The 23,394-nt window shown below is 69.5% G+C and carries 27 protein-coding genes; 9 read left to right on the forward strand and 18 right to left on the reverse strand.

Annotated elements, in window-relative coordinates:
- Positions 1–46: 46 nt before the first annotated feature.
- Entirely contained in the window at positions 47–397 is a 351-nt protein-coding gene (locus tag AC0685_RS02840; RefSeq protein ID WP_478223963.1) for a MarR family transcriptional regulator, read from the reverse strand.
- A gap of 63 nt (positions 398–460) precedes the next feature.
- On the opposite strand from AC0685_RS02840, the gene AC0685_RS02845 reads away from it, so the two are divergent.
- On the forward strand, positions 461–922 hold the full coding sequence (locus AC0685_RS02845) for a MarR family winged helix-turn-helix transcriptional regulator (protein ID WP_378435263.1): 462 nt from the start codon (positions 461–463) through the stop codon (positions 920–922).
- Here AC0685_RS02845 and AC0685_RS02850 read toward each other — a convergent pair.
- A complete protein-coding gene (locus tag AC0685_RS02850; protein WP_478223964.1) occupies positions 898–1,269 on the reverse strand; it encodes a VOC family protein in 372 nt (123 codons plus the stop codon). The genes AC0685_RS02845 and AC0685_RS02850 overlap by 25 nt on opposite strands.
- Before the next feature lie 85 nt (positions 1,270–1,354).
- Between AC0685_RS02850 and AC0685_RS02855 the strand changes: the two genes are divergently transcribed.
- A complete protein-coding gene (locus tag AC0685_RS02855; protein WP_478223965.1) occupies positions 1,355–2,308 on the forward strand; it encodes a helix-turn-helix transcriptional regulator in 954 nt (317 codons plus the stop codon).
- Positions 2,309–2,318: 10 nt separating this feature from the next.
- On the opposite strand, the gene AC0685_RS02860 is transcribed toward AC0685_RS02855, so the two are convergent.
- The gene (locus AC0685_RS02860) at positions 2,319–3,497 is read right to left on the reverse strand and encodes a serine hydrolase domain-containing protein (RefSeq protein ID WP_478223966.1); all 1,179 of its coding nucleotides are present in this window, start codon (positions 3,495–3,497) and stop codon (positions 2,319–2,321) included.
- Positions 3,498–3,562: 65 nt separating this feature from the next.
- On the opposite strand from AC0685_RS02860, the gene AC0685_RS02865 reads away from it, so the two are divergent.
- Entirely contained in the window at positions 3,563–4,444 is an 882-nt protein-coding gene (locus AC0685_RS02865; RefSeq protein ID WP_478223967.1) for an aminoglycoside phosphotransferase family protein, read from the forward strand.
- On the opposite strand, the gene AC0685_RS02870 is transcribed toward AC0685_RS02865, so the two are convergent.
- Positions 4,436–5,116, reverse strand: coding sequence for a TetR/AcrR family transcriptional regulator (locus tag AC0685_RS02870; RefSeq protein WP_478223968.1), 681 nt, complete (start codon positions 5,114–5,116; stop codon positions 4,436–4,438). The genes AC0685_RS02865 and AC0685_RS02870 overlap by 9 nt on opposite strands.
- 68 nt (positions 5,117–5,184) lie before the next feature.
- Here AC0685_RS02870 and AC0685_RS02875 point away from each other — a divergent pair, with 68 nt between their 5' ends.
- The 3 genes from AC0685_RS02875 to AC0685_RS02885 are packed head-to-tail and all read left to right on the forward strand — an operon-like array spanning position 5,185 to position 7,734.
- Positions 5,185–6,300: an FAD-dependent oxidoreductase gene (locus AC0685_RS02875; protein ID WP_478223969.1), complete on the forward strand. Its 1,116-nt coding sequence runs from the start codon at positions 5,185–5,187 to the stop codon at positions 6,298–6,300.
- A 55-nt stretch (positions 6,301–6,355) separates the two neighbouring features.
- Entirely contained in the window at positions 6,356–6,952 is a 597-nt protein-coding gene (locus tag AC0685_RS02880) for a TetR/AcrR family transcriptional regulator (RefSeq protein WP_478223970.1), read from the forward strand.
- 2 nt (positions 6,953–6,954) lie between these two features.
- Positions 6,955–7,734, forward strand: a complete 780-nt coding sequence (locus AC0685_RS02885) for an alpha/beta fold hydrolase (protein WP_478223971.1) — start codon at positions 6,955–6,957, stop codon at positions 7,732–7,734.
- 158 nt (positions 7,735–7,892) lie between these two features.
- Here AC0685_RS02885 and dnaB read toward each other — a convergent pair whose 3' ends face one another.
- The 12 genes from dnaB to AC0685_RS02945 all read right to left on the reverse strand — a co-directional run bounded on the left by dnaB (position 7,893) and on the right by AC0685_RS02945 (position 18,868).
- Complete coding sequence (gene dnaB / locus AC0685_RS02890; RefSeq protein ID WP_478224447.1) at positions 7,893–10,508, reverse strand: replicative DNA helicase; 2,616 nt, start codon at positions 10,506–10,508, stop codon at positions 7,893–7,895.
- 475 nt (positions 10,509–10,983) lie between these two features.
- Positions 10,984–11,781 carry an ESX secretion-associated protein EspG gene (locus tag AC0685_RS02895; RefSeq protein WP_219146938.1) on the reverse strand — a complete coding sequence of 266 codons (798 nt, stop codon included), beginning with the start codon at positions 11,779–11,781 and terminating at the stop codon, positions 10,984–10,986.
- 96 nt (positions 11,782–11,877) lie between these two features.
- A complete protein-coding gene (locus AC0685_RS02900) occupies positions 11,878–13,209 on the reverse strand; it encodes a PPE domain-containing protein (protein WP_478223972.1) in 1,332 nt (443 codons plus the stop codon).
- Positions 13,210–13,212: 3 nt separating this feature from the next.
- Complete coding sequence (locus AC0685_RS02905) at positions 13,213–13,812, reverse strand: DUF3558 domain-containing protein (RefSeq protein WP_478223973.1); 600 nt, start codon at positions 13,810–13,812, stop codon at positions 13,213–13,215.
- Positions 13,812–14,219: a hypothetical protein gene (locus tag AC0685_RS02910; RefSeq protein ID WP_478223974.1), complete on the reverse strand. Its 408-nt coding sequence runs from the start codon at positions 14,217–14,219 to the stop codon at positions 13,812–13,814. Before AC0685_RS02910 ends, AC0685_RS02905 begins: the two co-directional genes overlap by 1 nt.
- 141 nt (positions 14,220–14,360) lie before the next feature.
- Positions 14,361–14,816, reverse strand: a complete 456-nt coding sequence (gene rplI, locus AC0685_RS02915; protein WP_005168124.1) for a 50S ribosomal protein L9 — start codon at positions 14,814–14,816, stop codon at positions 14,361–14,363.
- Between the two features lie 12 nt (positions 14,817–14,828).
- Complete coding sequence (rpsR, locus tag AC0685_RS02920; RefSeq protein WP_005168122.1) at positions 14,829–15,077, reverse strand: 30S ribosomal protein S18; 249 nt, start codon at positions 15,075–15,077, stop codon at positions 14,829–14,831.
- 77 nt (positions 15,078–15,154) lie between these two features.
- Positions 15,155–15,664, reverse strand: coding sequence for a single-stranded DNA-binding protein (locus tag AC0685_RS02925; protein ID WP_020632569.1), 510 nt, complete (start codon positions 15,662–15,664; stop codon positions 15,155–15,157).
- A gap of 17 nt (positions 15,665–15,681) precedes the next feature.
- The gene (gene rpsF / locus AC0685_RS02930) at positions 15,682–16,002 is read right to left on the reverse strand and encodes a 30S ribosomal protein S6 (RefSeq protein WP_016338288.1); all 321 of its coding nucleotides are present in this window, start codon (positions 16,000–16,002) and stop codon (positions 15,682–15,684) included.
- A 78-nt stretch (positions 16,003–16,080) separates the two neighbouring features.
- Complete coding sequence (locus AC0685_RS02935) at positions 16,081–16,965, reverse strand: hypothetical protein (protein ID WP_340685786.1); 885 nt, start codon at positions 16,963–16,965, stop codon at positions 16,081–16,083.
- A gap of 101 nt (positions 16,966–17,066) precedes the next feature.
- A complete protein-coding gene (locus AC0685_RS02940) occupies positions 17,067–17,954 on the reverse strand; it encodes a hypothetical protein (protein WP_478223975.1) in 888 nt (295 codons plus the stop codon).
- A gap of 122 nt (positions 17,955–18,076) precedes the next feature.
- Positions 18,077–18,868 carry a hypothetical protein gene (locus AC0685_RS02945; protein ID WP_478223976.1) on the reverse strand — a complete coding sequence of 264 codons (792 nt, stop codon included), beginning with the start codon at positions 18,866–18,868 and terminating at the stop codon, positions 18,077–18,079.
- Positions 18,869–18,986: 118 nt separating this feature from the next.
- Between AC0685_RS02945 and AC0685_RS02950 the strand changes: the two genes are divergently transcribed.
- The 3 genes from AC0685_RS02950 to AC0685_RS02960 all read left to right on the forward strand — a co-directional run bounded on the left by AC0685_RS02950 (position 18,987) and on the right by AC0685_RS02960 (position 20,775).
- The gene (locus AC0685_RS02950; protein WP_478223977.1) at positions 18,987–19,766 is read left to right on the forward strand and encodes a deoxyribonuclease IV; all 780 of its coding nucleotides are present in this window, start codon (positions 18,987–18,989) and stop codon (positions 19,764–19,766) included.
- Positions 19,767–19,885: 119 nt separating this feature from the next.
- The gene (locus tag AC0685_RS02955; RefSeq protein WP_478223978.1) at positions 19,886–20,395 is read left to right on the forward strand and encodes a hypothetical protein; all 510 of its coding nucleotides are present in this window, start codon (positions 19,886–19,888) and stop codon (positions 20,393–20,395) included.
- A 44-nt stretch (positions 20,396–20,439) separates the two neighbouring features.
- Positions 20,440–20,775: a hypothetical protein gene (locus AC0685_RS02960; RefSeq protein ID WP_478223979.1), complete on the forward strand. Its 336-nt coding sequence runs from the start codon at positions 20,440–20,442 to the stop codon at positions 20,773–20,775.
- On the opposite strand, the gene AC0685_RS02965 is transcribed toward AC0685_RS02960, so the two are convergent.
- Entirely contained in the window at positions 20,732–22,279 is a 1,548-nt protein-coding gene (locus AC0685_RS02965) for a glycosyltransferase family 87 protein (protein WP_478223980.1), read from the reverse strand. The two genes, AC0685_RS02960 and AC0685_RS02965, sit on opposite strands and share 44 nt — an antisense overlap.
- Before the next feature lie 17 nt (positions 22,280–22,296).
- On the reverse strand, positions 22,297–23,385 hold the full coding sequence (locus AC0685_RS02970; RefSeq protein WP_478223981.1) for an ROK family transcriptional regulator: 1,089 nt from the start codon (positions 23,383–23,385) through the stop codon (positions 22,297–22,299).
- Positions 23,386–23,394 lie beyond the last annotated feature (9 nt).

A 23,394-nucleotide genomic window follows, 5' to 3' on the forward strand; every position in this document is an offset into this window, starting at 1 on the left:
TTTGAACTTTCAACTACCAGGATAGACGACGTCGTCCGGCTCCGCCTTATTCCCGCGCGAGGTTGGCCGCCATCCGTTCCAGGACGGCGACCGTCGTCCGGTAGTCGTCATTGCTGATGCCTTCGGTTACGCGCGAACGGAACGCGCCGACCTTGGCTTTCAGCCGGAGATGTGCCGCCCGGCCGGCTTCGGTCGGGCCGCCCTCGTCGATCCAGCCGCGAACGCGCAGGTCGGAGATGGTTTTCTGGAGGTCTCCAAACGGCTGCAGTGCTTCGCTGCCGACGGTATTCAGGACCTGCCAGTGGCGACGGGTCAGTCCTTCACTGTCGAGGAGCCGCTCCAGGGAGGATTCGAGCGCCTGGTGAAGGTGGGCGAACCAGAAGCCGATGGGTTTCATGGATACTCCTTCATGCAGGCGGCAACTATATGCAAAAGTACATGCACTTGGTGAGGTTGAGCAATGACGGACGCCGTGGCCGACGTGGAACGCGCGATGATCGCCATCCGGCGGAGCCAGGCGAGGCGATCGCTGTCGAAACTCGCTCGCGACCGCGCAGAAACGATGCCGGACCAGGCGATTCAGGGACTTCTCGACGCCGTCGAGGCGGCCGAGGAGAGCGGCGAGCCGGGAACCGTCACCAGTCTCGCGGCGGCGCTGACCATCGACCAGCCGCGAGCGAGCCGTCTCGTCGCCCGCGCGGTCGAGGACGGTTTTCTCCGCCGCGAAGCCGATCAGCGCGACGGCCGCCGCGCCGTCCTCGTGCTCACCGAGACCGGCCGCGCCGAAGTGACGCGCATGCACGAATTCCGCCGCTCGGTGTTCGCCGAGGCGATGGCGGACTGGACGGACGACGACCGCCGCGAGTTCGCGCGGCTGCTGACCGCGTTCGTCCGGAACTACGGGGCACTCGGCGTGAAGTAGTTGACCAGGTTGCCGTCGGGGTCGCGGAACAGCAGCGACCGGTTCCCCCACGGCATCGTGGTCGGCTCCTGCACGATTTCGGCCAGGCCTGCCAGCCGCTCGTATTCCCGGTCGACGTCCTCGACGCGGAACTCGAGGATCGCGGTGCGGTTCGACTCGGGCACCGCGGCGCCCGCGCCGAACAGCGTCATGGTCTCGGCGCTGCCGATCGCCAAGGTGCACGACGGCCCGACGAGTTCGGCGAACTGCTCGGAACGCCATCGCGCGGCGAGTCCGGTCGCCTTCTCGTAGAACCCGGCGAGACGGGCGACGTCCTGGGTGATCACACGGACGGAAACGAACTGCACGGTGGATCCTTTCGGGGCCGGAAAGCGGGACACCGGCCACGTTAGAAGCGATACCGGGCAGGAGCCGCCCGGTATTCTCCCGGCTGTGACCAGGCCCATCGCCCGCGTGCTCGCGTTGCTGGAGATCCTCCAGGGCGGCGGGACGCGCACCGTCGCCGAGCTCGCGGGACGGCTCGACGTGGACGAACGCACCGTCCGCCGCTATGCCGAACACCTCGTCGACCTGGACATCCCGGTCCGCTCGGTGCGCGGCCGGTACGGCGGCTACCGGCTGGCCCCCGGCTACCGCATGCCGCCGCTGATGCTCACCGACGAAGAGGCGCTGGCCGTCCTGCTCGGCCTGGTCGCGGGGCGGCGTGCCGGGCTGATCACCACGTCGGTCGCGGCCGTCGAGAGCGCGGTCGCGAAAGTCCGCCGGGTCCTTCCCGAACCACTGGGCCGACGGCTGGACGCGCTGCTGGAGACCGCCGACTTCACCGCACCGGCAAGGAAAGCCTTGTCGGCCGAGGCCGAGGTCCTGCTCACCGTCGCGGAGGCGGTCCGGGACCGGCATCCGGTCGGGCTCGCGTATGTCGCCGGGCACGGCGGTGCCAGCGAACGCGTCGTCCATCCGTACGGCGTCGTGGCGCATTCCGGACGCTGGTACCTGACCGGGTTCGACTCGGCAGGCGGCGAGGTGCGGACCTTCCGTGTCGACCGGATCAAGTCGGCGGAGCCGCGGCCGGGAACCTTCGAGGCCCCCGACGACTTCGACCCGGCCGAGCGGGTACTGACGGCGTTGGCCGAGACGCCGTACCGGCACGACGTCTCCGTGCGGATCCAGGCGCCGCCCGAGGAGATCCGCGCCGTCTTCCCGCCGTCCGTGGCGACCCTCGAAACGGACGGCGACCGGGTCCGCGCCCGGATCCGGGCCCAACGGCTCGACTGGATCCCCTCGCGGCTCGCCGCGCTCGACCGGCCGTTCGTCATCGAGCGGCCGGCCGAACTCCGCGACCTGGTCGGCGCGCTGGCGGCCCGGCTGGCCGAGCGGGCGCGCTGACCGGTCTCGCTCACTTGCCGCAGAACACCGTCCGGACGAGCTTGTTCAGCGCCGCCGGGAAGGCCTGCGCCGGGTCGTTCTCGGCGTCGCCCCCGGTGATCGACGCGGTCAGCGTTTGGCTGCCGTCGGGCGTGCTGTACATCAGAGACCCGTAGCCGTTGAGACCACCGTTGTGGTTGAGAACGGTGCCGACGCAGCCCGGGCCCAAGTCCTGCGAGTACTGCCCGAGACCGTAGAAGCCGTAGAGGCTCTGGCTGCCGGGGTGTGTCTCGCGCATCTCGGCCATCAGCCACGCCGGGAGGAGCTTTCCGCTCTGCAGTGCGGAGAAGTACGTCTGGAGATCCTTGGTCGTCGAGATCATGTCGCCGGCGCTGGAGATCCAGGACGGGTTCTGGTGGGTGACGTCGATCGTCTTCCACTGCCCGGCGTCTTCGTAGCGGTAGTAGGCGTGGGCGTACGGCTTGGGCATTCCGGCCCACGCGCCCGGCGACAAGGTGTCACGCAGCTTGAGCGGCCGCAGGATCCGCCGGTCCAGCTCGTCGGCGAAGGGACGGCCGGAGAGCTTCTCGACCATCAGCCTGGCGACCACGGTGTTGGTGTTGGAGTAGCTCCAGCCCGCGCCCGGCTCGAAGACCGGGGGCTTGGACACCGCCAGCCGGACCAGTTCCTCCGGCCGGTAGGTGTGGAATCGCTTGTCCACCCATTCCTTGCCCGCCCACGGGATTCCCGGCGTGACCGTCCCGTCCGGGTGGTACTGGCCGGTGTGGTTGAACAGCCCGCTGGTGTGCTGCAGCAGCATCCGCACAGTGATCCGCGAGTCCAGCCCGAGCCCGGGAAGGAGACCGGCGACGGGGGTGTCGAGCCCGATCCTGCCCTCGGCCACGAGCTGCAGCACCAGGGTCGCGGTGAAGCTCTTCGACGTGCTGCCGACGCGGAAATGGCCGTTGGTCGGCGGTTTCGCGGTCCCGCCCAGCTCGCGCACCCCGGCGCTGCCGGTCCACTCGCCTCGCTCGTCGCGGACGCGAAGCTGTATGCCGCCGAACCCGGCGTCGACGAATTCCTGGACGGCCTGTCGCAGTTCCGGACGGTCCTGCCCGGCGGAGGCCGTCGGCACGGCGACCCCCGTCAGCAGTGCGGCGGCCAGTGCGGTGAGGCCGATGCGGCGGAAGGTCTTCAGTGTCTTGTTCATGGTGACCACGTTCGCGGGCCGCGCTGACACGGGACGGTCACGGCGCTGACATGGGAGCCTCGATCATGGACGATTTCGGGTGCGAACAGGATTCGGTACGGGCTTTGCTGCGGGAACAGCATCCGGATCTCGCGGAACTGGAACTCCGCGACGTCGACGGTGGCTGGGACAGCCGGCAGTGGCGACTCGGGCCGGAGCTGGCCGTGCGACTGCCGCGCAGCGCGCGTGCTCCCGGTCTGCTGCGGAACGAGCAGAAGTGGCTGCCCTCGCTGGCCGAACGCCTGCCGCTGCCGATTCCCGTGCCGGTGCGCGTCGGCGAACCTTCGGCCCTGTTCGGGCACCCGTGGACGATCACCCGCTGGGTCGAGGGCCAGCCAGCGGATCGAACGCCGATCACCCGTCCGGACGCGGCCGAAATCCTCGCGGGTTTCCTCAGTGCGCTGCATCAGGAGGCGCCCGCGGAGGCGCCGGAAAGCGCGACGCGCGGCGTCCCGCTCGCCGCGTTGCGGGAGGGGTTCACCGAATCGCTGGAGGTCATCGCCGGTGAGGCGGGCGCCGGGAGCGCCAGGGAGATTTGGGAGAAGGCGGTCGCGGCGCCCGCGTGGCACGGGCCACCGATCTGGCTGCACGGCGATCTGCATCCCGCGAACGTGATCGTGCGGGAAGGAACGCTCTCCGGGGTGATCGATTTCGGCGACATGTGCGCCGGCGATCCCGCGACCGACCTGTCGGCGGCCTGGATCCTCTTGCCCGAGGGCACGGTGGGCCGGTTCTTCGACGCGTACGGGACCGTCGACGAGGCCACGGTCGTGCGGGCTCGCGGCTGGGCGGTTCTGCGCGCGCTGAACCTGATCGGCATCGGCCGCACCGGCAGGCTCGGCCTGCCCGGCGGCAAACCGACCTGGGAACCGGCCGGCCGGGCGGCGCTTGAACGCGCGTCAGCTTGAGAGCCGGGCCTCGATGCCGTCGAGAAGGAAGTCGAGGCCGATCCGGAAGGTCTCGTCGGCGTCCAGGTGGACGGCGTCGCGCACCACCGTGGCCAGCGCGGGGAGCTTGCCGGTGGCGAAGGCCCGGGTCAGATAGGGGCCGAGCGTGGCCTGCCAGCGCTTCTCGTCCAGCCCGGTGGCCCGTTCCGCTCGACGCTCGGCGATCTCCCGGCGCACCGCGCCGATCGTGTACGCGTTGACCGCCGAGACCACCGGCATCGCGGAGTCGATGCCGACGTCGCCCAGCGCCGCCATCACCGCCTCCGAAGTGGCCAGCGCGTGCGGGCCGAGCTGGGGCCTGCCGCCGAGCAGGTCGGCGAGCCATTCGTGCCGGTGAACCGCCTGCCGCATGGCGTCGGCGAGTGATCGGAGTACCTCCCGCCAGCCTTCCCCGGTGGGCCGGATCTCGGCGTGGACGGCGTCGACCATCAGGTCGAGCAGCTCTTCCTTGCTCTCGATGTAGCCGTACAGCCGCATCGGGCCGACGTCCAGCGCGGTGGCGACCTTGCGCAGCGACACCGCGTCCAGGCCGTCCGCGTCGGCGAGCCGGATCGCGGCCCGCACGATCAGCTCCCGGCTCAGCGGGGCCAGAGCCGGACGACTCGGCGGCTCCGGCCGCTCCCACACCACCATGCGGAGACAATACACCGCATCGATCGATACAGTGTATTGGTCAATACGGTGTATCGAAGGAGTGGATCATGACCCTCGCCATCGTCGGAGCGGGCCTCGGCGGCCTGGCTCTCGCCCGTGTTCTGCACGTCAACGGCATCGACGCCGTCGTGTACGAGCGTGAATCGTCGCGCGACGCCCGCGGTCAAGGCGGCATGCTCGACATCCACGCCGACACCGGCCAGCGCGCGCTGCGCGAAGCCGGCCTGTTCGACCGGTTCTCCGCGATCGCCCGCAACGAGGGCCAGGACATGCGGCTTCTGGAGCCGGACGGCACGCTGCTGCTGCAGGAGGACACGCCCGGCGACGCGCCGTTCGAGCGCCCCGAGGTCGACCGCGCCGACCTGCGTGATCTGCTGCTGGACTCCCTCCCCGAACACACGGTGCGCTGGGGACACGCCTTCGAATCCGCCGAAGACGGCGTCGTGAACTTCGCCGATGGGCGCACCGCGACGTACGACCTGCTGGTCGGCGCCGACGGCGCGCATTCCCGGGTCCGCCCGCTGCTCACCGACGCCCGTCCGGCGCATCTCGGCCACAACTTCGTCGAGCTCCGCATTCCCGACATCGACCGCACCCATCCCGACCTCGCCGCGATGGTCGGCCGCGGCACCTACTGGGCGCTCGGCGACGGCAAGTCCCTGGCGGCCCAGCGCAACGGCGACGGCACCGTGCGCGTCGGCCTCAGCTTCCACGGCACCGGCGAGAACTGGTTCGCCACCTGCGGGATGCCGCTCGACGATCCGGCCGCCGCCCGGGCATGGCTGATCGGGGAACTCGACGGCTGGGACGCGCGGTTCACCGCGCTGATCGCGGCCTGTGACGACGCGGTGGTGCCACGGTCGATCGCGGCTCTCCCGGTCGGCCTGACCTGGCCGTCGGCACCGGACGTCACCCTGGTCGGCGACGCCGCGCACCTGATGCCGCCGGTGGGGGAAGGCGCCAACATGGCCCTGCTCGACGGCGCCCTGCTCGGCCTCGCGCTGGCCGCGCATCCGGGCGACTTCGCCGCCGCCGTCGAAGACTACGAACGCGAGATGTTCGACCGCGCCGAAACCGCCGCCCGGATGTCCGCCCGGGTCCACGAACTCCTGACCGCGCCGGACGCCGCCCGGAAAATGCTCGCGTTCTTCCAACCGGCCTGAGGCTAAGGTGCTATGAACGAAAAGCCACTTCGTTCATAGCCGAACAGGAGCAGGATTGCCGACCCCGTTCAGCGCCGAGGATCGCGCCCGGATCACCGAACGGCTCCTGGCCGCCGCACGCGACCTCTTCGCCGCACAGGGCCTGCGCAAGACCTCCTTGGACGACCTCGTCGGCCCCGCCGGGATCGCCAAAAGCAGCTTCTACGCCTTCTTCGACTCCAAGGAGGCGTTGTACCTGGAGCTGATGCTGCGGCAGGCCCCGATACTGCACGAACGGCTGGCCGCGGTGGTGAACGAGGCCGACAGCGCGCGTGCCGCCCTCGGCGGTTTCCTGCGCGCCACCGTGCGGATCCTCGAGGAGAACCCGCTCTACCACCGGCTGATCACCCATCCCGAGGAGATGCGGGCGGTGGCCAGGCGGATGGGCCCCGGCGAGAGGGCACGGACGGAGCAGGTGCTGCCGCTGTCCGGATTCCTGGAGGCGGCCAGAGCGAAAGGGCGGCTCGTCGACACCGACGACGACGAGTTGATCGGCGTGCTCCGGGCCGTGCTGGTCCTGCCCATGCACCGGCAGGACATCGGCGAGCAGCGCTATCCCGCCGCGCTCGACCGGCTGATCGACATCGTCGCGGCGGGACTGACCAAGGAGTGACCATGCGCGAAGGTGTGCTGGCAGGTGGTGCCCCGTACCTCGAGTTCGGGACGGGAAGCCCGCTCGTGGTCTTCCGGACGGTGCTGCCGGACTCGGCGAACCCCACCGGGTTCGCCCGCTGGGCGGAGGTGCGGTCTCTCAAACCGCTGGCCGAGCGGTTCACCGTGCTGACGGTCGGCCGTCGGCCGGGGCTCCGGCCCGGCGTCACCATGGCCGAGCTCGCCGCCCACCACGCCGAGGAGCTGCGGCAGCGGTTCGACCGTCCGGTGGACGTGCTCGGCCTGTCCACGGCCGGTTGCCTCGCGCTGCAGTTCGCCGCCGACCATCCCGGCCTGGTGCGACGGCTGGTGGTCGGCGCCGCGGGCACCCGGCTCGGCGCGGAAGGCCGTCGCGTCCAGCGCCGGTACGCGGATCTGCTGGCCGCCGGGCGGCACCGGGCCGCGGCCATGGCGCTGGCGCCCACCGTCGCGGACTCCCGGCCAGGACGGGCTCTGCTGGCCGGGCTGCTGGGCCTGGCCTCCGGCCGCCCGGCGGACCCGGACGGCATGGTGGCCATGCTGCGGGCCGAGGACGCGTTCGACATCGAAGACCGGCTCGGCGAGATCACCGCGCCCACCCTGGTGATCGCCGGTTCGCAGGATCCTCTCTACCCGCTCGAACTCGCCGAGCGAATAGCCGACAAGACCCGCCGCGGCGATCTCAAGGTCTATCCGGGACGACGGCACCACACCGTGATGAGCGATCGCCGCTTCACCAAGGACGTCTTCGAATTCCTGCTCTGACTCGCGGTGTTCCATCGCCTAGCCTTGAGGCGAACCTGCCCTAGGCGCGCCTACCCGGTAAGGGTGCGTCCGCAGTCGGAGGGGGAGGCCGCCCGTTCGAGCCGGGCCAGGTCCGAAGGGCCCCTGCGTTCGCGTGGGGGCCCTTGTCTTTTCCGCCGCTAGTCGTGTGACAGGTCGACGAAGCGGCTGTAGTGCAGCTGGTGCGCGACGGTGATCGTCGCCGTCGGCCCGGCACGGTGCTTCGCGATGATCAGGTCCGCCTCGCCGGCGCGCGGGTCATCCCGCTCCCAGGCGTCGGGGCGGTTGACCAGGATGACGAGGTCCGCGTCCTGCTCCAGCGAGCCGGACTCACGAAGGTCGGACAGCATCGGACGTTTGTCCGTCCGCTGCTCGGGACCACGGTTCAGCTGGCTGATCGCGATCACCGGGACCTCGATCTCCTTGGCCAGCAGCTTCATCTGCCGCGAGAACTCCGAGACCTCCTGCTGCCGCGACTCGACGCGTTTACCCGAGGTCATCAGCTGGAGATAGTCGAGGACGACGAGCTTGAGGTCGTTGCGCTGCTTGAGCCGCCGGGCCTTCGCGCGGATCTCCATCATCGTCATGTTCGGCGAGTCGTCGACGAACAGCGGCGCCTCGGAGACTTCGCTCATCCGGCGCGCGAGCCGCGTCCAGTCGTCGTCGGACATCTTGCCACCGCGCATATCCGCCAGGCGGATCCTGGCCTCGGCCGAGAGCATGCGCATGACGATCTCGGTCCTGCTCATTTCCAGCGAGAAGATGACGCTGGTCAGACCGTGTTTGATGGACGCCGAACGCGCGAAATCCAGTCCCAGCGTCGAGTTGTGGGTGGGGACCATCGAACGCCCGGCCAGATACAGATGGTCCGGCGCGTCGACTTCCACGCACCGCACCGGGACGGACGGCATGGGACGGACGTCCACGATGTAGCGAAGGTGGGGTCGGACGCGGACGTTGGTGAGCCGTTCCTTCTGCAGCAGGTGCTTACGCTGCAGCCAGAACACCCGGTCCTGGGTGGTGAAGCCGAGGGTGTACGCCGTCGAGGAGGACTCACTGCGACCCTTGACCTTCTTGGTCGTCAGCGAGCAGCGGTAGCCGAGACTGACGATCAGTTCCCGGGTCTGCTCGGCGAGCACCCTGTTGGTCACGGTGAACTGCACCGCGCCGGAATGGTTGACGGTGCCGTCGGTGTCCAGCAGCCCGGCCAGCAGCGCGCGGCGTTGTTCGACCGACGCTCGCAGGTAGTCCACTGGGATGTGCTTGTCGCCGAGTACGCCCATCGTGCGGAGAACCGCCTGCACACTGCCGTGTTCGTTGCGGCAGGCTTGGCAAAGCCGCATGCCCGACGACGGACGCCCGCAGTCGGGGCACGTCGGCGACGGCACCGGAGGACTCTGGAAACGCACTTTGCCGCCGCACGAACGGCCACACGCCCGTACTTGCGAGGTCTGGGGAAGGAACGGTTCGCCGCATACCTCGCAACGCCGGTATTCCACCGGATCCGGCGGAACCAGCCGCAGGGTGTACGACAGCTCCCCGTGGCGTTCCACCAGGAGCCCGGCTTCCCCCTCCAGGTAGCAGATGATCTCCGGGTCCGCCGTGGTGAAGCGTGCGCTGGCCGAGTGGCCGTCGCCCAGCCAGGCTCCGAGCGCGTAGGGATGCAGAGGGAGATCACGTTCGGGCAGCTGCAGCGGGGCCGTGGTCACGATCGAGTGGTTGACACGCCGATCCGCCGTCTCGCAGTGCAGCGTGGCCGCCAGCTCTTCCGTCGTCCGCACCGCGGGCGCTGACCGACACGAACGGCGGGACGACCTGGTGTCGGTCAGCCATTGGTGTTCGGCGTCCGCGAGGATCACCGTGCCGTCCGAGAACTCGACTTCGTAGCAGGGGCGGCCCGTCATGACCTCGGTCGCCGCGACCACGGTCGTGGGGCGCCCGTTCGCACCGAGCAGCCGGTCCCCGGGCTGGACCTCGCCCATGGTCGTCCAGCCGTCGGGTGTGGCCAGTGGAGTGTCCAGCGCGAGTGCCTTCCCGACACCGGGCCGCGCCGCGACGATGATCATCTGGCCGGGGTGCAGGCCGTTGGTCAGATCGTCGAAGTCCGCGAACCCGGTCGGGATGCCCTGCGACTGCCCGCCGCGCGACGCGATCGCGTCGATCTCGTCCATGGTCGGCTGGAGCAGCTCTTCCAGCGCGACGTAGTCCTCGCTGGTGCGCCGCTCGGTGACGTCGTAGATCGCGGCCTGCGCGCGGTCGACGACCTCGTCGATGTTCGCGCCGTCGGCCGCGGCCGCGCCGTAGCCGTACTGCACGATCCGCGTGCCCGCCTCGACCAGGCGCCGCAGCACCGCCTTCTCGGAGACGATCTCGGCGTAGTACCCGGCGTTCGCCGCCGTCGGCACCGTCGCGATCAGGGTGTGCAGATAGGGGGCGCCGCCGACGCGGCCCAGCTCGCCTCGACGCTCCAGTTCGGCGGAGACGGTGATCGGGTCGGCCGGTTCGCCGCGGCCGTAGAGGTCGAGGATGACGTCGTAGATCGCCTGGTGCGCGGGGCGGTAGAAGTCGTCGGGACCGAGGGCTTCGATGACGTCGGCGACGGCGTCCTTCGACAGCAGCATGCCGCCGAGCACGGACTGCTCGGCCGCGATGTCCTGCGGGGGCTGGCGGTCGTACTCGCCGCCACGCGGACCGGGGTCGCCGGGACCCGGGTCGGACTCCGCGTACATCGGATTGCGGTCGTCGGTCAGCGCCACCGCTGCTGCCACCTCCTCAAGACATCGAACACGCGTTCGATTATGCCAGAATTTCCCCGGTCGGTCCGCCCGTGCCCGCCTGCCCCTCCCGCGGCGTCCGGCGCTCCCTTGTGCTCCCCTTCTCGGCCGGACGACCACCACGGTGCGTACCGGCCCGGCGGGCACGGTAGGCCCCCCGAAAGGACGAGCGCAATTTCGCCTGGGGACCGCCCTGTGGATAACCTGGGGATGACTGGGGGCAACCCTTCACAGGTGGCCCGAAGCCTGTGTACAACTTGTGGGCAACGGTGGGATGGTCTGACAAAAGTGCTGGTCAGGGCCTGTGGAGACACTGTGGAGAACTTTATTCAACTCGCCACGGCGTGTCGGGCAAAACTCGTCGTTCGGCGTGTCGCACGCGGGCGCACAGGGGTGCCCTGTGGATGAATGCCACGGAGAGAAGAGGGGCCATCCGCCCGGCTCACGGGCGCGGAATTCAGGACGCGAACAACCTGCCCTGTGCGCTCCGTAGTCGTTCTCCGAGAATCTGCTGGTCGGCGGGTGTGAAGGCGATCCTCGGTTCGCCACTCCCCGGTACCTCTTCGGTCAGCCACCGGCCCTCGGACGTATCGATGTAGTTCACCGGGCGTTCGATCCGCTGCCGCGCGCCGCTCCGGCCGCGGGCCGCGACGTAGAGGCTTCCGCTCCCCAAACGGCGTAACGCGAGGATGCGGCGAAGCTCGTCGGCCTCCTGGCTGCCGGCGCTCTGCCGTCCGCTGCGAAGCACCTCGAAGCCCTCGTCCTGCGCCGTCGACGACGAGCGCGGCGCCTCGACCTGGCTCTTCGGGACGGCGATCGGCCGTCCGCGTCCCGGCGCGAGCTTCGGGATCTGGTCGAGGAACTCGGTGAGCAGTTCTTCCGGCCGCACCGACGCGAGCGCGATGCCATCGTGCTCGCTGTGCCGGGCGAGGACGAAGCCCTCTCCGCCGGCGCTCCCCGCGAGCAGGGTGAAGCTCAGCGCCTTGCCCTCGAATCCGCCGTCGATCCAGCCGTAGTACTCCAGCGACGGCCTGGCGATCGCTTCGAGCGTCGCCTTGAACCCGGGGTGCAACCCCCGCGCGCCGAAGAGGCCCTGGCTCGCCAGCTCCTCGTTGGTCCGCTCGTCCTCGGCCCGCTGCGCGTCCTCGTCGTACCAGGTCGGCGTTTCCGACAGGATCGTGTGCGGTTCGCCGCCGCGGCGGCGGATCAGCGTGATGAGGGTGCCGGTCGTGATCGTGACCTGCTTGTCCAGCACCGGAACTGCCCCCTAGTCGTTCTTGTTCGTCCAGCCCGGAACAAGACAAGCCGGGCGCGCCCCAATCTTGGCACGCGCCCGGCCCGCTCGTGACGACTACTCGCCGATCACCGGCGGTGCGGTGAGTTCGTCGGTTCCGAAGATCTCGTTGGGATCGTCGCCGACGAGGAATTTGGAGCTGCGCTCCTCGTCTTCGCCGCCCTTGCCCCTGGCGCCACCGGCTCCCATACCGCCCATGCCGCCCATCATTCCGCCGGCACCACGGCCCGCTCCGGCACCGGAACCGGCCGCGCCGCCACCCATGCCGGCGCCGCCCATCGCACCCGCGTTGCCGGGCAGGGCCGCGCCGCTCCCGCCACCGGGACCGAACCCGGGGCCGAAGCCACCGTCCGGGCCGAAGCCGCCCGCACCCGGGATGTCGGTGCCGCCGAAGCCGGCGCCTCCTCCTCCGCCGCCACCCGGGCCGAAGCCGCTCGCACCGGGGATCTTCGGCGGGGTGTAGCCGGAGGCGTTCGTCCCGTCGTCCCAGGACGGCGGCTTGTAGTTGCTGCCGGGGATGTTCGGGTTGTACTGCCCGCCGGGCAGGTTCGAGCCCGGCAGGTTCGACCCGGGGAAATTCGAGCCCGGCAGGTTGCTGCCCGGCAGGTTCGACCCTGGCAGGTTCGAGCCCGGTGTGCCGATACCCGGCATATTCGAACCGGGGACGCTCGGCATCCCGCCGGGCGGCATCGAACCGGGCGGCGTCGAGATGCCCGGCATGCCGTTGTGCCCGTTCCGGTCGCCCTGACCGTTGCCGTTGCCGTCCTTGTCCCCTTTGCCGCCGCCGTTGACGTCGACGTTCGTGTTCTGCCCCTCCATCTTGCTGTAGGTGGGCAGCTTCTTGCCGTTCTCGGAACTGGCCTTGAAGTACTCGTTGAACGCGTCGACGTTCGCTTGACCCTTGTCGTTGTAGTCCCGGATCGCGCGGTCGGTATCGGTGGTCCACGGGGTGATGGAGTTGAGCAGGTTGTTCTTCGGCGGGTCCTTCGGGACCTGCTGCACCTTCGCCTTCACCGTGGTGAAAGCGGTGTTCTGCTCGCCGAGGTACTTGTCGGAGTCCACCAGCTTCTTGCCGGAGTCCTCCATCCATGCCCGCAGCGGATGCGCGCCGGACTGTTGCGCGGCTTCGGCGCTCTTACCGGTCCAGGCGGCGTCCATCTCCTTCGACAGGTTGTCGATGGTGGTCAGCCGTTCCTGGTAACCGGCCTTGAGCCGGGTCGCCGCGGCCTGGCCCTCCTGGATCGACCCGGTGCCCGGACCGGTGACGATCTTCTCCCAGATGTGGTAGCAGTCGATCTTGCGATCACCGCCCGACGCTTCGAAGTCGCCGGATCTCGTGGTCGCCAGGTTGTAGGCCGAGTACCCGGCGATGATCGGCAGCAGGAACACGCGTCAGCCCTCCTTCAACGTCTCGATCATCGCTTCCCCCACTTTGAGCGCGACGGGGCACGGCTCGCTCGCGCCCGGTCCGTTGTCGTACTGCACCAGGATGTTCACGGCCAGCTGATCGGTCACGCCGACGAAGAGGCCGCACTTGCCCTTGTTGCGGGCGTCGAGCGAAGCGGCGTACACCGCCGGGTAGCCGCCGACCTCGGTCGGCTCGAAGTACTCGTTGTTGGCCTTCGTGTCGTAGACGTCGCTCAGGCCGTTCTTGTTCGCGAGCACCGGGCTGATGTCGATCTGGTTCAGCCGGTCGTCGGCGGCGAAGAGCGTGCAGCCTTGCCCCACGCTCGTGGTCCCACGCTCACCTTCGCCGAGCCCGAGCTCGGATCGCTTCGCGGCGGAAAGCGCGGAGCAGGCGTCGCTCTCGATCGCCGAGGTCTTCAGAGGATTCGACACCTTGGGTGCGGAGCCGGACGAGCCGCTCGACGCACTGGAGGAATCGGCCCCGGTCGTGAAGGACGGCTCGGACGAGGCCGTGCCGTTCTTGGTGCCCGAACAGCCGGCGACCAGCGCGCCCGCGGCCAGGAGGAGAACGAGGGAACGTCGCATCACACGGCCTTGTGCTTGTTGAGCGAAGCCTGCGTTTCGGCCTCGTTGGTGGCGATCTTCTGCTTCGCGGCGGTCAGCTGGTCGATGTAGTTCTTGACGTAGTCCTGCATCTTCTGGTTCTGCTCCAGGAACGCCTTGCCCGACGGGTTCGCCAGCTTCTCCCAGTCACCGCTCGCGAACTCCTTGCCCGGTGCCTTGACGTTCGCCATCAGGTTCGCGTCGCGGTAATCCTTCTTGAGCTCGGCCTGCAGATCCGTCCACTTCTTGATGATGCCGTCGATCTTGTCCTTGTCGAAGGTGAACCCGCCGCCACCCCCGCCCGACGCCGCCGGTTTGTCGGGATTGGCCGGCGCGGACACCGTGACCTTCTGCTGCCGGTTCTCCTCGGCGTTGCTGTCGTAAGCCATTGGTTCCAGATCCCCTTTTGCGTCCCCGTGCCTCGACGTCGAGTCAATCCTAAGACGTGACCCGGCCCAGTGGGGTTCCGCGTAAAGCAAAGGGCGGGACGTCTCCGCGCTGGAGACGTCCCGCCCTTTGCCGAAGCGGTGTTACTTGGCCTTGACCTCGAGCCGCACGTCGACGCGGACGTCGGGGTGCAGACGGGCGCCGACCGAGTGCTTGCCCACGGTCTTGATGTGGTCCTTCAGCTCGATGACGCGCTTGTCGAGCAGCGGGCCACCCGCGGCCTTGATCGCGTCCACGATCTCGGCGGTGGTGATCGAACCGAAGAGCTTCTTCGAGCCCTCGGCCGCCTTGCCGCTCAGCTGGATGGCGCCGAGGCCTTCCAGGGTCGCCTTGATCTCCTTGGCGTGGTCGAGGTCGCGGATGCGACGGCTCTCCTGCGCCCGCTTGATCGTGCGCACGTTCTTCTCCGCGCCCTTGGTGGCCACGATGGCGTAGCCGCGGGGGAGCAGGTAGTTGCGTGCGTAGCCGTCCTTGACCTCGACGATGTCGCCGGGCCCACCGAGGTTGGCGACGTCGGTGGTGAGAATGATCTTCGCCATTGACGTGCCTCCTTAGCGTGCGGTCGAGGTGTAGGGCAGCAGCGCCATCTCGCGGGAGTTCTTGACCGCGATGGCGATGTCACGCTGGTGCTGGCTGCAGTTGCCGGTCACGCGACGGGCACGGATCTTCCCGCGGTCGGAGATGTACTTCCGAAGCAGGTTGGTGTCCTTGTAGTCGATGTTCTCCGGGCGGCCCTTCTTCTCGGCCTTGCAGAACACGCAGACCTTCTTCTTGGGCTTGCGGATGGGTGGCTTGGCCACGGTATTTCTCCTGGATTTCTACGTAGTGGTTGTCTCGAGGCGTCTCGCGGAGCTTTCGCCCGCGGCGGAGCGCCTGATCAGAAGGGCGGCTCGTCGGAGAAGCCACCGCCACCGCCGCCACCGGCGGGCGGGGCGGAACCCCACGGGTCGTCGGCGGGCGGGCCGGACTGGCCGCCACCGCCGCCACCACCGAAGCCGCCGCCTCCACCGCCACCGGTGCCACGGCTGACCTTGTTCACCTTGGCGGTGGCGTAACGCAGCGACGGGCCGATCTCATCGACCTCGAGCTCGACGACGGTGCGCTTCTCGCCTTCCTTGGTCTCGAAAGACCGCTGCTTGAGGCGCCCCTGCACGACGACACGCGCGCCACGCGTCAGCGACTCGGCGACGTTCTCGGCCGCCTGACGCCAGATGTTGCAGCGCAGGAACAGGGCCTCGCCGTCCTTCCACTCACCGGACTGACGGTCCAGCGTGCGCGGGGTGGACGCGACCGTGAAGTTCGCGACCGCCGCACCGGAAGGGGTGAAGCGAAGCTCCGGGTCGGACGTGAGGTTGCCGATCACCGTGATGACGGTGTCTCCAGCCATCGGGAAAGTCCTTCGGCTCAGGCCTTGGCGGCGGCGGTCGCGGCGCGCTTGATCTCGCGGCGCATGACCTTGGTGCGGAGCACGGTCTCCTGCAGCGAGAGCTGACGGTCCAGCTCCTTGACCGCTTCCGAAGTCGAGTTCAGGTCGAGGAGCGCGTAGATGCCCTCGGCGTGCTTCTTGATCTCGTAGGACAGCCGGCGACGGCCCCAGACGTCGACCTTCTCGACGCTTCCGCCCGAAGTGCGGATCACGTTGAGGAAGTTGTCCAGGGTCGGGGCCACCGTACGCTCGTCGAGCGTGGGGTCCAGGATGACCATTACCTCGTAATGGCGTGACACAACCACTCACCTCCTATGGGCTCGCGGCCACGGACTGTCCGTGGCAGGAGGGTTTGTCCAGGTAAGCGTACCTGGCGGTCAGGCGACGCGGCGCAGGACCCAGGTGCGGACCAGCGCCGCGGTCACGCCGGCGAGCACGAGCACCGCGAGCAGCATCGGCAGCTGGACGTCGCCGCCGGGCATGCCGTCCGTCGCGAGCGCTTCGGCGTTGCCCGCGTTGCGGACGTCGGGGCCACCTTGCCCGGCCTGGCCGTCGGTGCCGTACTGCGGGGCGCCCTCGCCGGGGAGCGGGCTGTTGGCCGGGTAGCGCACGCCCGGCGCCACCGCGACACCCGGCTGCGCGACCGGCAGGTTGCCGTAGTCGCGCGGCGGGGCGTAGCCGGTGCCGTTGCTGCCGCCGGGGAGCAGGTTCGTGTTCGACGGAGCGCCGTTGGTGCCGCCGCCGGTGCCGCCCTGCTGCGGGGCCGTGGTGCCCGGAGTCGGCAGGGCGGGGGCGACGTAGTTCGTCGCGACCGTCGTCAGGCCGCAGCTGCCGGCGACCTTGTGCTCGATGGAGTTCAGCGTCTTTTCGGGGTTCAGCCCGAGGCCCCAGGACTTGGTGTCCTTGACCGCCTGGCGCACGGCCGCGCCGATCGCCTTGCCGTCGACCGAACCGCCCGCGGCGTTCGGGACCGCGCCGACGTTGATGGTGTTGACCTTGGCGATGTCGTTCGCGGCGACGTCGTAGAGGGCCAGCGTGCCGGCTTCCCGCGCGCCCGCCCGCACCAGTTCCTTGACCGAGGTGCCGGTGATCGCGACGGTGTCGCCCATCCCGCCGTTGACGGTCCCGCTGCACGCGTTCGCCAGCGTGGTCGCCGCCGAGGCGGTGCCCGCGGTCAGGAGCGCGCCCCCGGTGACCATGGTCGCGAGTGCGGTGACGGTGAGCGCCTTGCGGGTGGTCTGCCAGATGGTGGTCTTCCGCACGGGGGCGATCCTCCGGGTCGGTGGGGGCGTGTGGCAGTGCATGAGGAATCACTGCAACGGGGATAACGAGGGAGTGACCCGAAAGATACTAGGCGGTAGGACTAACTTGAAGCGGCCATTCGGCGGAGGACCCAGGTGCGGACAAGGCCCGCGCTGACTCCGGAGAGTGCCAAAACGGCGATCAGCAGCGGCAGTTTCCCGTCCTGAGTGAATCCGTCGCTCACGCTCGGTAGCGCTTCGGCCTGTCCCGCGTTCTGGACGTCCGGGTTCCCGGCCTGGTTCTCGGTCGCGATGCCGAACTGGGGCGCGTAACCCGGGATCTGACCGCCGTACCGGAGGCCGGGCGACGGGCTGAAGAGACCGGCCGTCGCCATCGGGATGGAGCTGTAGTCGCGCATCGGGGCGTAGCCCGTGCTGATGCCCCACGGCAGGTTGCCGAAGTTCGGGGTGAAGGTGCCGGGCAGCAGCGGGCTGTTCGCCGCCGGGATGCCGCCCGCCGGGCCGCCGCCCTGCGCGGGAGCACCCGGTCCGCCCGTCTGCGGGCCGCCGCTGCCGGGCGTGCCGGGAGCGGGTTTCCCTGGCTGGGGCTGGGTTCCGGGAGCGGGCTTGCCACCGCCGGTCAGGGCTTCGTGGGTGCCGGTGACGGCGCCGTTCAGCGCCTCCGCCGCGGGTTCGCCGACGACCGGGACCGGCGCGACGACGGTGTTCACCACGGTCACCGTCACCTTGCAGAGGGTGCCGAGCAGCGCGTCGATCGTGCCCGTGAGCACCCCCGAGACCGGACCGGCCTGGCCGAGGTTGAGCGGAATGCCGAGCAACGGGGTCTTGCCGAGGATCGTGTCGCCGGTCTTGGCGGTCACCGATCCCCCGCAGGTCGCGGTCTTGGTCTCGGCGGCGGCGGCCGTGCCGGGCATGGCGAGGGCGGCCGAGCCCGCGAGAATGAAGGCCGACGCACCCAGGGCGGTCGCCCTCCGTGTCCGTTCGCGCATGCCTTCGACTCCTCCGTCGTCGGGGTCACCTACCTGCACAACGACGCTAATGGAGACGAGTAACGCCCGCTCACTCGAAGAAGTCAGGCATTCGAGTGGAAGCGGGCGTCACGGAGGGTGAATCAGGCGGGCTTACCCCGGAGCCAAGCACGGACCAGAGCGGCGGCGACGACGGCCAGCGCCAGCACCGCGAGCAGCAGCGGCAGCTTGGCCGGGGCGACCGGCGCCTGGATGGCCTGCGCGTTGCCGGCGTCCTTCTCGTCGACGGTCGGCGGCGGCACCTCGCCGGGGATGATCTCGGTGATCACCGGCGCCTGGACGAAGCTGCCGGGGAGCAGCGCCGCGTTGCTGATCACGCCGGCGATCGAGTCGCCGCCGATACCGGTGGAGGAACCCGGACCGGTCCGCACCGGGAGTTCGCTGCCCGGACCGCCGGGCTGACCCGGCCCCGGCGTCGGGGGTGTGGGCTCCGGGGTAGGCGGCTCGGGTTCGGGTTCGGGGTCTGGAATCGGCAGCTCGTCCGCGACGCCCTGCGTCAGGTTCCCGACCGCGTTCACCGTGCCCTGCGCGGGCTTGCAGACGCCCTGCGCGGCGAGGTCGCCCACCGCGTTGTCGGTGAGGCCGGTGGTCTTGACCAGATCGCCGACCGGCAGCGAAAGCAGCGGCTTTCGTCCTTCGGCGGTCTTGGCCTTCGAGTCCAGGCCGACCGTCAGCGCCTCGGGCGAATTCAGCGGAGCGCCGGCGTCGAGAACGAGTCCCTCGGCGGACTTCCCGTTCTGCAGCGTGGCGGCGCAGTCGCCGGAAAGGGTCGGATTCGGTTCCTCGGCGGCCGTCGCGGTCATCGGGAACGCTAATCCGGCCGTGACCGAAAGCGCGAATCCCCAAGCCGTGATCCGCCCGGCAGTCTTCCCCATCGAGTTCGTCCTCCGCCCCTCAGGACCCACGCGGTTTAACGGAACGCGCTCACGCTACCCCACGAGCGTGACCATCCGGTTCGCGACGGCGAAAAACCCGCGAGGGTAAGTTGCCACCATGAAAATCGGTGCGCATGTCCGCGACGACGACCCGCTGGCCGCGGTCGCCGAGCGCGAAGCCGAAGTCCTCCAATTCTTCCTTTCCGACCCGCAGGGCTGGAAAGCTCCCAAACCCCACCCGCACGGTGAGGCGATCAAGGAATCGCCGGTCGAGGTGTTCATCCATTCGCCGTACCTGATCAATGTGGCGTCGATGAACAACCGCATCCGCATCCCGTCGCGGAAGAACGTCACGCAGCACGCGAACGGTGCCGCCGCGATCGGCGCGAAAGGGCTCGTCGTGCACGGCGGCCACGTCGGTGCGGCGGAGGACGTCGAAGAAGGCCTCGTCAACTGGCGCAAGCTTTTCGAGCGTGAACAGGAAAAGGGCGGTTTCGCCGTGCCGATCCTGATCGAGAACACCGCGGGCGGTGACAACGCGATGACGCGCGACCTCGAGACGATCGCCCGGCTCTGGGACAAGGTCGGCGAATTCGGCGCGGGGTTCTGTTTCGACACCTGCCACGCGTACGCGGCGGGCTGGGACCTGACCGAGGCGGTCAAAAAGGTCAAGGCCATCACCGGCCGGATCGACCTGGTGCACCTCAACAACTCGCGCGACGAGTTCGGTTCCACCCGGGACCGGCACGCCAACGTCGTCGGCGGTGACGGCACGATCGATCCCGAAGTGCTGGTCGCGGTCGCGGCCGAGGCGGGTGCCCCGGTGGTCGTCGAGACCCCGCCCGACGGGCAGGCCGCGGACATCGCCTACGTCCGGGAGCGCGTCGCCTCCGCCTGAGGTCCGGTCTCGCGCCGTACTCGCGCGGGAGACCGTTCCCTCTCCGGCGGGAGGGCCGGGCACGCCGATCGCGAAAGGCTCGACCTCGACCGGGAAACACCCGGTGCTGGAGGGAAGCCATGAACATCAGGTCGAAGATCGCCGCGGTCGCCGTGCTCGCCGTCGCGGCGGGAACGCTGGGGGCGACGCAGGCGACGGCGGCTCCGTCGTCCGGTTCGGTCGTGATCGGATCGGCGGGCGGACCGCTGACGTTCCCCGGATACGGGGCTGACCCGGTCCGATTCGATTTCGCCGCGTACGGGGAACCGGGGAAATCGTCGGGCCGGTTCCACGTGAACCATCTGACCGAGGACGGGAAGCTCGTCGCCGATTTCGAGGGCAAGGTCGACTGCGTCTCGCGTGAAGGCGACCTCGCCGTCTTGACCGGCGTGATCGAACGCGCCGACATTCCCGGTTTCCCGGTGAACGTGGTCGGCCTCCGCGTCGGCTTCTCGGTGCGGGACGTGCCGCGCGGCCACGACCGGATCGGCTGGAGCTGGGCGTACGGCGGTTTCGAACAGGACGTCCTGCCCTGCACCGGGCCGGTGCCGTTCTTCGCGACGAGCACGGGCGGCTACGTCGTGCGCTGAATCGGCTTGACCCTCACGCCACGGGAGGGTCGAACCTGTGCCGCATGAAGAATCGGACCGTGTACCGGGCGGAGGACGGCGAGCATGTCGGCTACGTCGTCCCCGCGCCGGAAACCCGTTGGCAGGCACTGACCGTTTTCGGCTACCCGCTCGGCGGGCCCGCCGCCTTCGACGACTCCGTCGCGTTGCTGGAGGCCGAGGGGCTGGCCGTCCTCGCCGAGCGCTGGTCGGTCAAGCAAGGCGACGACTGGTTCAGCTGCCGTCTGATCGAAACGTCGCCCGAAGCCGTCGTCGTGCAGATCGACGACTTCGGGGCCGAGGACTTCGGCAAGCACGTCAGGCTGGAACGTCCTGGGCCTGAGGTGTTGAAGCGCGTTTGACGGTGCGCGAATCGGGTGCGCCGTCGAGGAAACCGCCGATCGGATCGTCGTCCCCGGCGGCGCGGACGGGGTCTTTGCGCGGCTGGTGGATCTCCCGGATCACCAGCGCGCAGAGGCCGACCACCGCGAGGTCGCGGACGACGACGGTGCCGAGGAACCAGTCTTCGGGCAGCCCTTTGTTGTCGACGCCGAGGTAGTACATCATCCGCGGCGCCCAGACCAGCGCGTCGAGGACCATCCAGCCGAGCAGCAGTCGCCAGCGCGGGATCGCGAGCACCGCCAGCGGGACCAGCCACAGCGAATACTGCGGGCTCCACACCTTGTTGGTCAGCAGGAACGCGGCCACCACGAGGAAGGCCAGCTGGCCCAGCCGTGGACGGCGCGGCGCCTTCATCGCGACGTACCCGATGCCGGCGCAGGCGGCGAGGAACAGCACCGCGACGACGGCGTTGAGCACGACCGGTGTCTGCCCCGTGGCGAGTTTCCCGTCGAAACCGGCCCAGCCGGAAAGGTGGGAGACCACGTTGTAGAGCGAGTCGGGATCCATCGGGCGCGCCGTGTTGAGCCGGAAGAACTCCCACCAGCCGGTCGGCGCGGCGAGCGCGAACGGGACGTTGACCACCACGAACGTCGCCGCGGCGAGCCCGGCGGTGAGCGCCCAGTGTTTGACCTTGCCCGCGCGCAGGCACAGGAAGAACAACGGGATGAGCAGCAGCAGCGGATACAGCTTCGCCGCCGCGCCGAGCCCGAGCAGGAAGCCCGCCACCTCGGGACGGCGCCGGGCCCACGCGAGCAGCGCGGTCGCGGTGAACGCGGTCGCGATGGCGTCGAAGTTGGTGAAGACGTGCACCAGCACCAGCGGCGAGATCGCGACCAGCACGGCGTCCCACGGACGGCGTTTCAGCGATCGGCCGGTCGCCCACACCGTGACGAGCCAGGCCAGCGCGAGCCAGAGCGCCGAGATGTCGAAGTACACGGCCACCGGGAGCGCGCCGGGCAGCCAGCCCGATTCCGCGACCGAAAGCCACGCTTCGGTGAGCTTCGCGTTGATCCACTGGAACAACCCGGTCGCGACCGGGTACTCCATGTACCGAGTGGTCTCCTTCGCCGTTCCCGCGTTTTCGGTCCACGAAGTCACGTACGGGAAGGTGTCCGGATCGTTCAGGCGCTCGGAACTGTAGAGCGGGATGATGTCCGAGTAGCACATCGCGACGAACGGGCGGCCCGCCCGCCAGTCGAGCTGGTGGGTCCCGGAATCGTCGGTGTACTGCTGGATGCACGACGCCTTGCCGAACCACGAGAGCACCAGCGCGAGGCAGGCCAGCAGCAGCCCGACCCGTTGCGGCGACCAGAACCAGTGCCGCCCCACGGCCGCGTGCTCGCCGAGCGGGCCGCCGATCGGTCTCGTGGCCGCGGCCACGAGCGGTTCGTTCCAGCTCGGGATGACCCGCTCGCCGGGGGTGAGGGAGAGCGGAGCCTCGGGCTGGGTCGTCTGGTCGGACACCTGGCGGATGTTAGCGCCTATCCGGGTGACCACCCGGTGATGTCGCCGCTGTCGTAGAACCCGGCCAGCACCTCCGCCGCCGCGCCGAACGCGACGACGTCGTCGCCCATCTCGTCGAGATCGACCTTGATCCGTTGCCAGTGCGGCAAAGGCAGCAGTTCCCGCAGCCGCGCCGCGACGGTGTCGCGGTAGACCTCGGGCTCCGCGCGGACCGAACGCCCGGTCAGCACGACACGTTCGAGGTCGAGGACCTGGACGAGGTCGGCGAGACCGATCCCCAGCAGGCCCGCCGCCTCTTCCGTGGTCGCCGCCGCGTTGTGCAGCACTTCGACGCAGCCGCGCCGGCCGCATGCGCACCGCGGTCCGTCGAAGGCGAGCGTGGTGTGCCCGAATTCGCCCGCGTTGGTCCGCGGCCCGCGATACAGCCTGCCGTCGATCAGCAGGCCGACGCCGATCCCGGTGCCGACGAGCACGACGGCGGTCGCGGCCTGGTCGCCCTCCGGCCAGTGCTGGGCGAAGGCGGCGGCGTTGGTGTTCTTGTCGAGCCGCACGGGCAGCCCGGTGCGTTTCGCGAGCAGGTCGCGCAGGGGGACGTGGTGCCAGCCCGGCATGTTCGTGGCGTCCCGGACGACTCCTTCGCGGTGGTCGAGAGGGCCGACGCTGCCGACGCCGAGGCCGAGGACACGTTCGCGCTCGGCGCCGTCGAGTAGTGCTTCGGTCGCTTCGCCGAGGGCGGAAACGGCCTGGTCAGGGGTGAATCCGGGCGACAGGGGCCCGCCGCGCGACGCGATGATCTTCCCGGTCAGGTCGGTCCTGAGCACGCGGAACGAGTCCCGGTCGAGCTGGGCGCCGAGCGCGTAACGGGCGTCCGCGCGGACGCGCAGCAGGGTGCGCGGCTTGCCGACTCCGGACGCGGGCTGGCGTTCCTCGTCCAGCAGGCCGGCTTCGAGGAGTTCGGGGACGATCTTCGAGACGGCCTGCTGGGTGAGCCGGGTGCGTTCGGCGAGTTCGACGCGGCTGAGGCCGCCCGCGCGCAGGATGTGCGTGAGCAGCAGTGTCCGATTGTGCTGGCGCAGGCCGCGCAGATTGACCCCGGTCTCCGGCATAGCGCGCAT

Source organism: Amycolatopsis sp. NPDC043889 (genome assembly GCF_056435645.1).

What these genes read in the sequence shown, in the direction of transcription:
- AC0685_RS02950 (WP_478223977.1), top strand. Translation starts at nt 18,987, where the DNA reads ATGAAAATCGGTGCGCATGTCCGCGACGACGACCCGCTGGCCGCGGTC.
- AC0685_RS02860 (WP_478223966.1), bottom strand. Translation starts at nt 3,497, where the DNA reads ATGAACAAGACACTGAAGACCTTCCGCCGCATCGGCCTCACCGCACTG.
- AC0685_RS02905 (WP_478223973.1), bottom strand. Translation starts at nt 13,812, where the DNA reads ATGCGACGTTCCCTCGTTCTCCTCCTGGCCGCGGGCGCGCTGGTCGCC.
- AC0685_RS02910 (WP_478223974.1), bottom strand. Translation starts at nt 14,219, where the DNA reads ATGGCTTACGACAGCAACGCCGAGGAGAACCGGCAGCAGAAGGTCACG.
- AC0685_RS02875 (WP_478223969.1), top strand. Translation starts at nt 5,185, where the DNA reads ATGACCCTCGCCATCGTCGGAGCGGGCCTCGGCGGCCTGGCTCTCGCC.
- AC0685_RS02840 (WP_478223963.1), bottom strand. Translation starts at nt 397, where the DNA reads ATGAAACCCATCGGCTTCTGGTTCGCCCACCTTCACCAGGCGCTCGAA.
- rplI (WP_005168124.1), bottom strand. Translation starts at nt 14,816, where the DNA reads ATGGCGAAGATCATTCTCACCACCGACGTCGCCAACCTCGGTGGGCCC.
- AC0685_RS02870 (WP_478223968.1), bottom strand. Translation starts at nt 5,116, where the DNA reads ATGGTGGTGTGGGAGCGGCCGGAGCCGCCGAGTCGTCCGGCTCTGGCC.
- AC0685_RS02925 (WP_020632569.1), bottom strand. Translation starts at nt 15,664, where the DNA reads ATGGCTGGAGACACCGTCATCACGGTGATCGGCAACCTCACGTCCGAC.
- AC0685_RS02865 (WP_478223967.1), top strand. Translation starts at nt 3,563, where the DNA reads ATGGACGATTTCGGGTGCGAACAGGATTCGGTACGGGCTTTGCTGCGG.
- AC0685_RS02845 (WP_378435263.1), top strand. Translation starts at nt 461, where the DNA reads ATGACGGACGCCGTGGCCGACGTGGAACGCGCGATGATCGCCATCCGG.
- AC0685_RS02885 (WP_478223971.1), top strand. Translation starts at nt 6,955, where the DNA reads ATGCGCGAAGGTGTGCTGGCAGGTGGTGCCCCGTACCTCGAGTTCGGG.
- AC0685_RS02960 (WP_478223979.1), top strand. Translation starts at nt 20,440, where the DNA reads ATGAAGAATCGGACCGTGTACCGGGCGGAGGACGGCGAGCATGTCGGC.
- AC0685_RS02945 (WP_478223976.1), bottom strand. Translation starts at nt 18,868, where the DNA reads ATGGGGAAGACTGCCGGGCGGATCACGGCTTGGGGATTCGCGCTTTCG.
- AC0685_RS02955 (WP_478223978.1), top strand. Translation starts at nt 19,886, where the DNA reads ATGAACATCAGGTCGAAGATCGCCGCGGTCGCCGTGCTCGCCGTCGCG.
- AC0685_RS02940 (WP_478223975.1), bottom strand. Translation starts at nt 17,954, where the DNA reads ATGCGCGAACGGACACGGAGGGCGACCGCCCTGGGTGCGTCGGCCTTC.
- AC0685_RS02970 (WP_478223981.1), bottom strand. Translation starts at nt 23,385, where the DNA reads ATGCCGGAGACCGGGGTCAATCTGCGCGGCCTGCGCCAGCACAATCGG.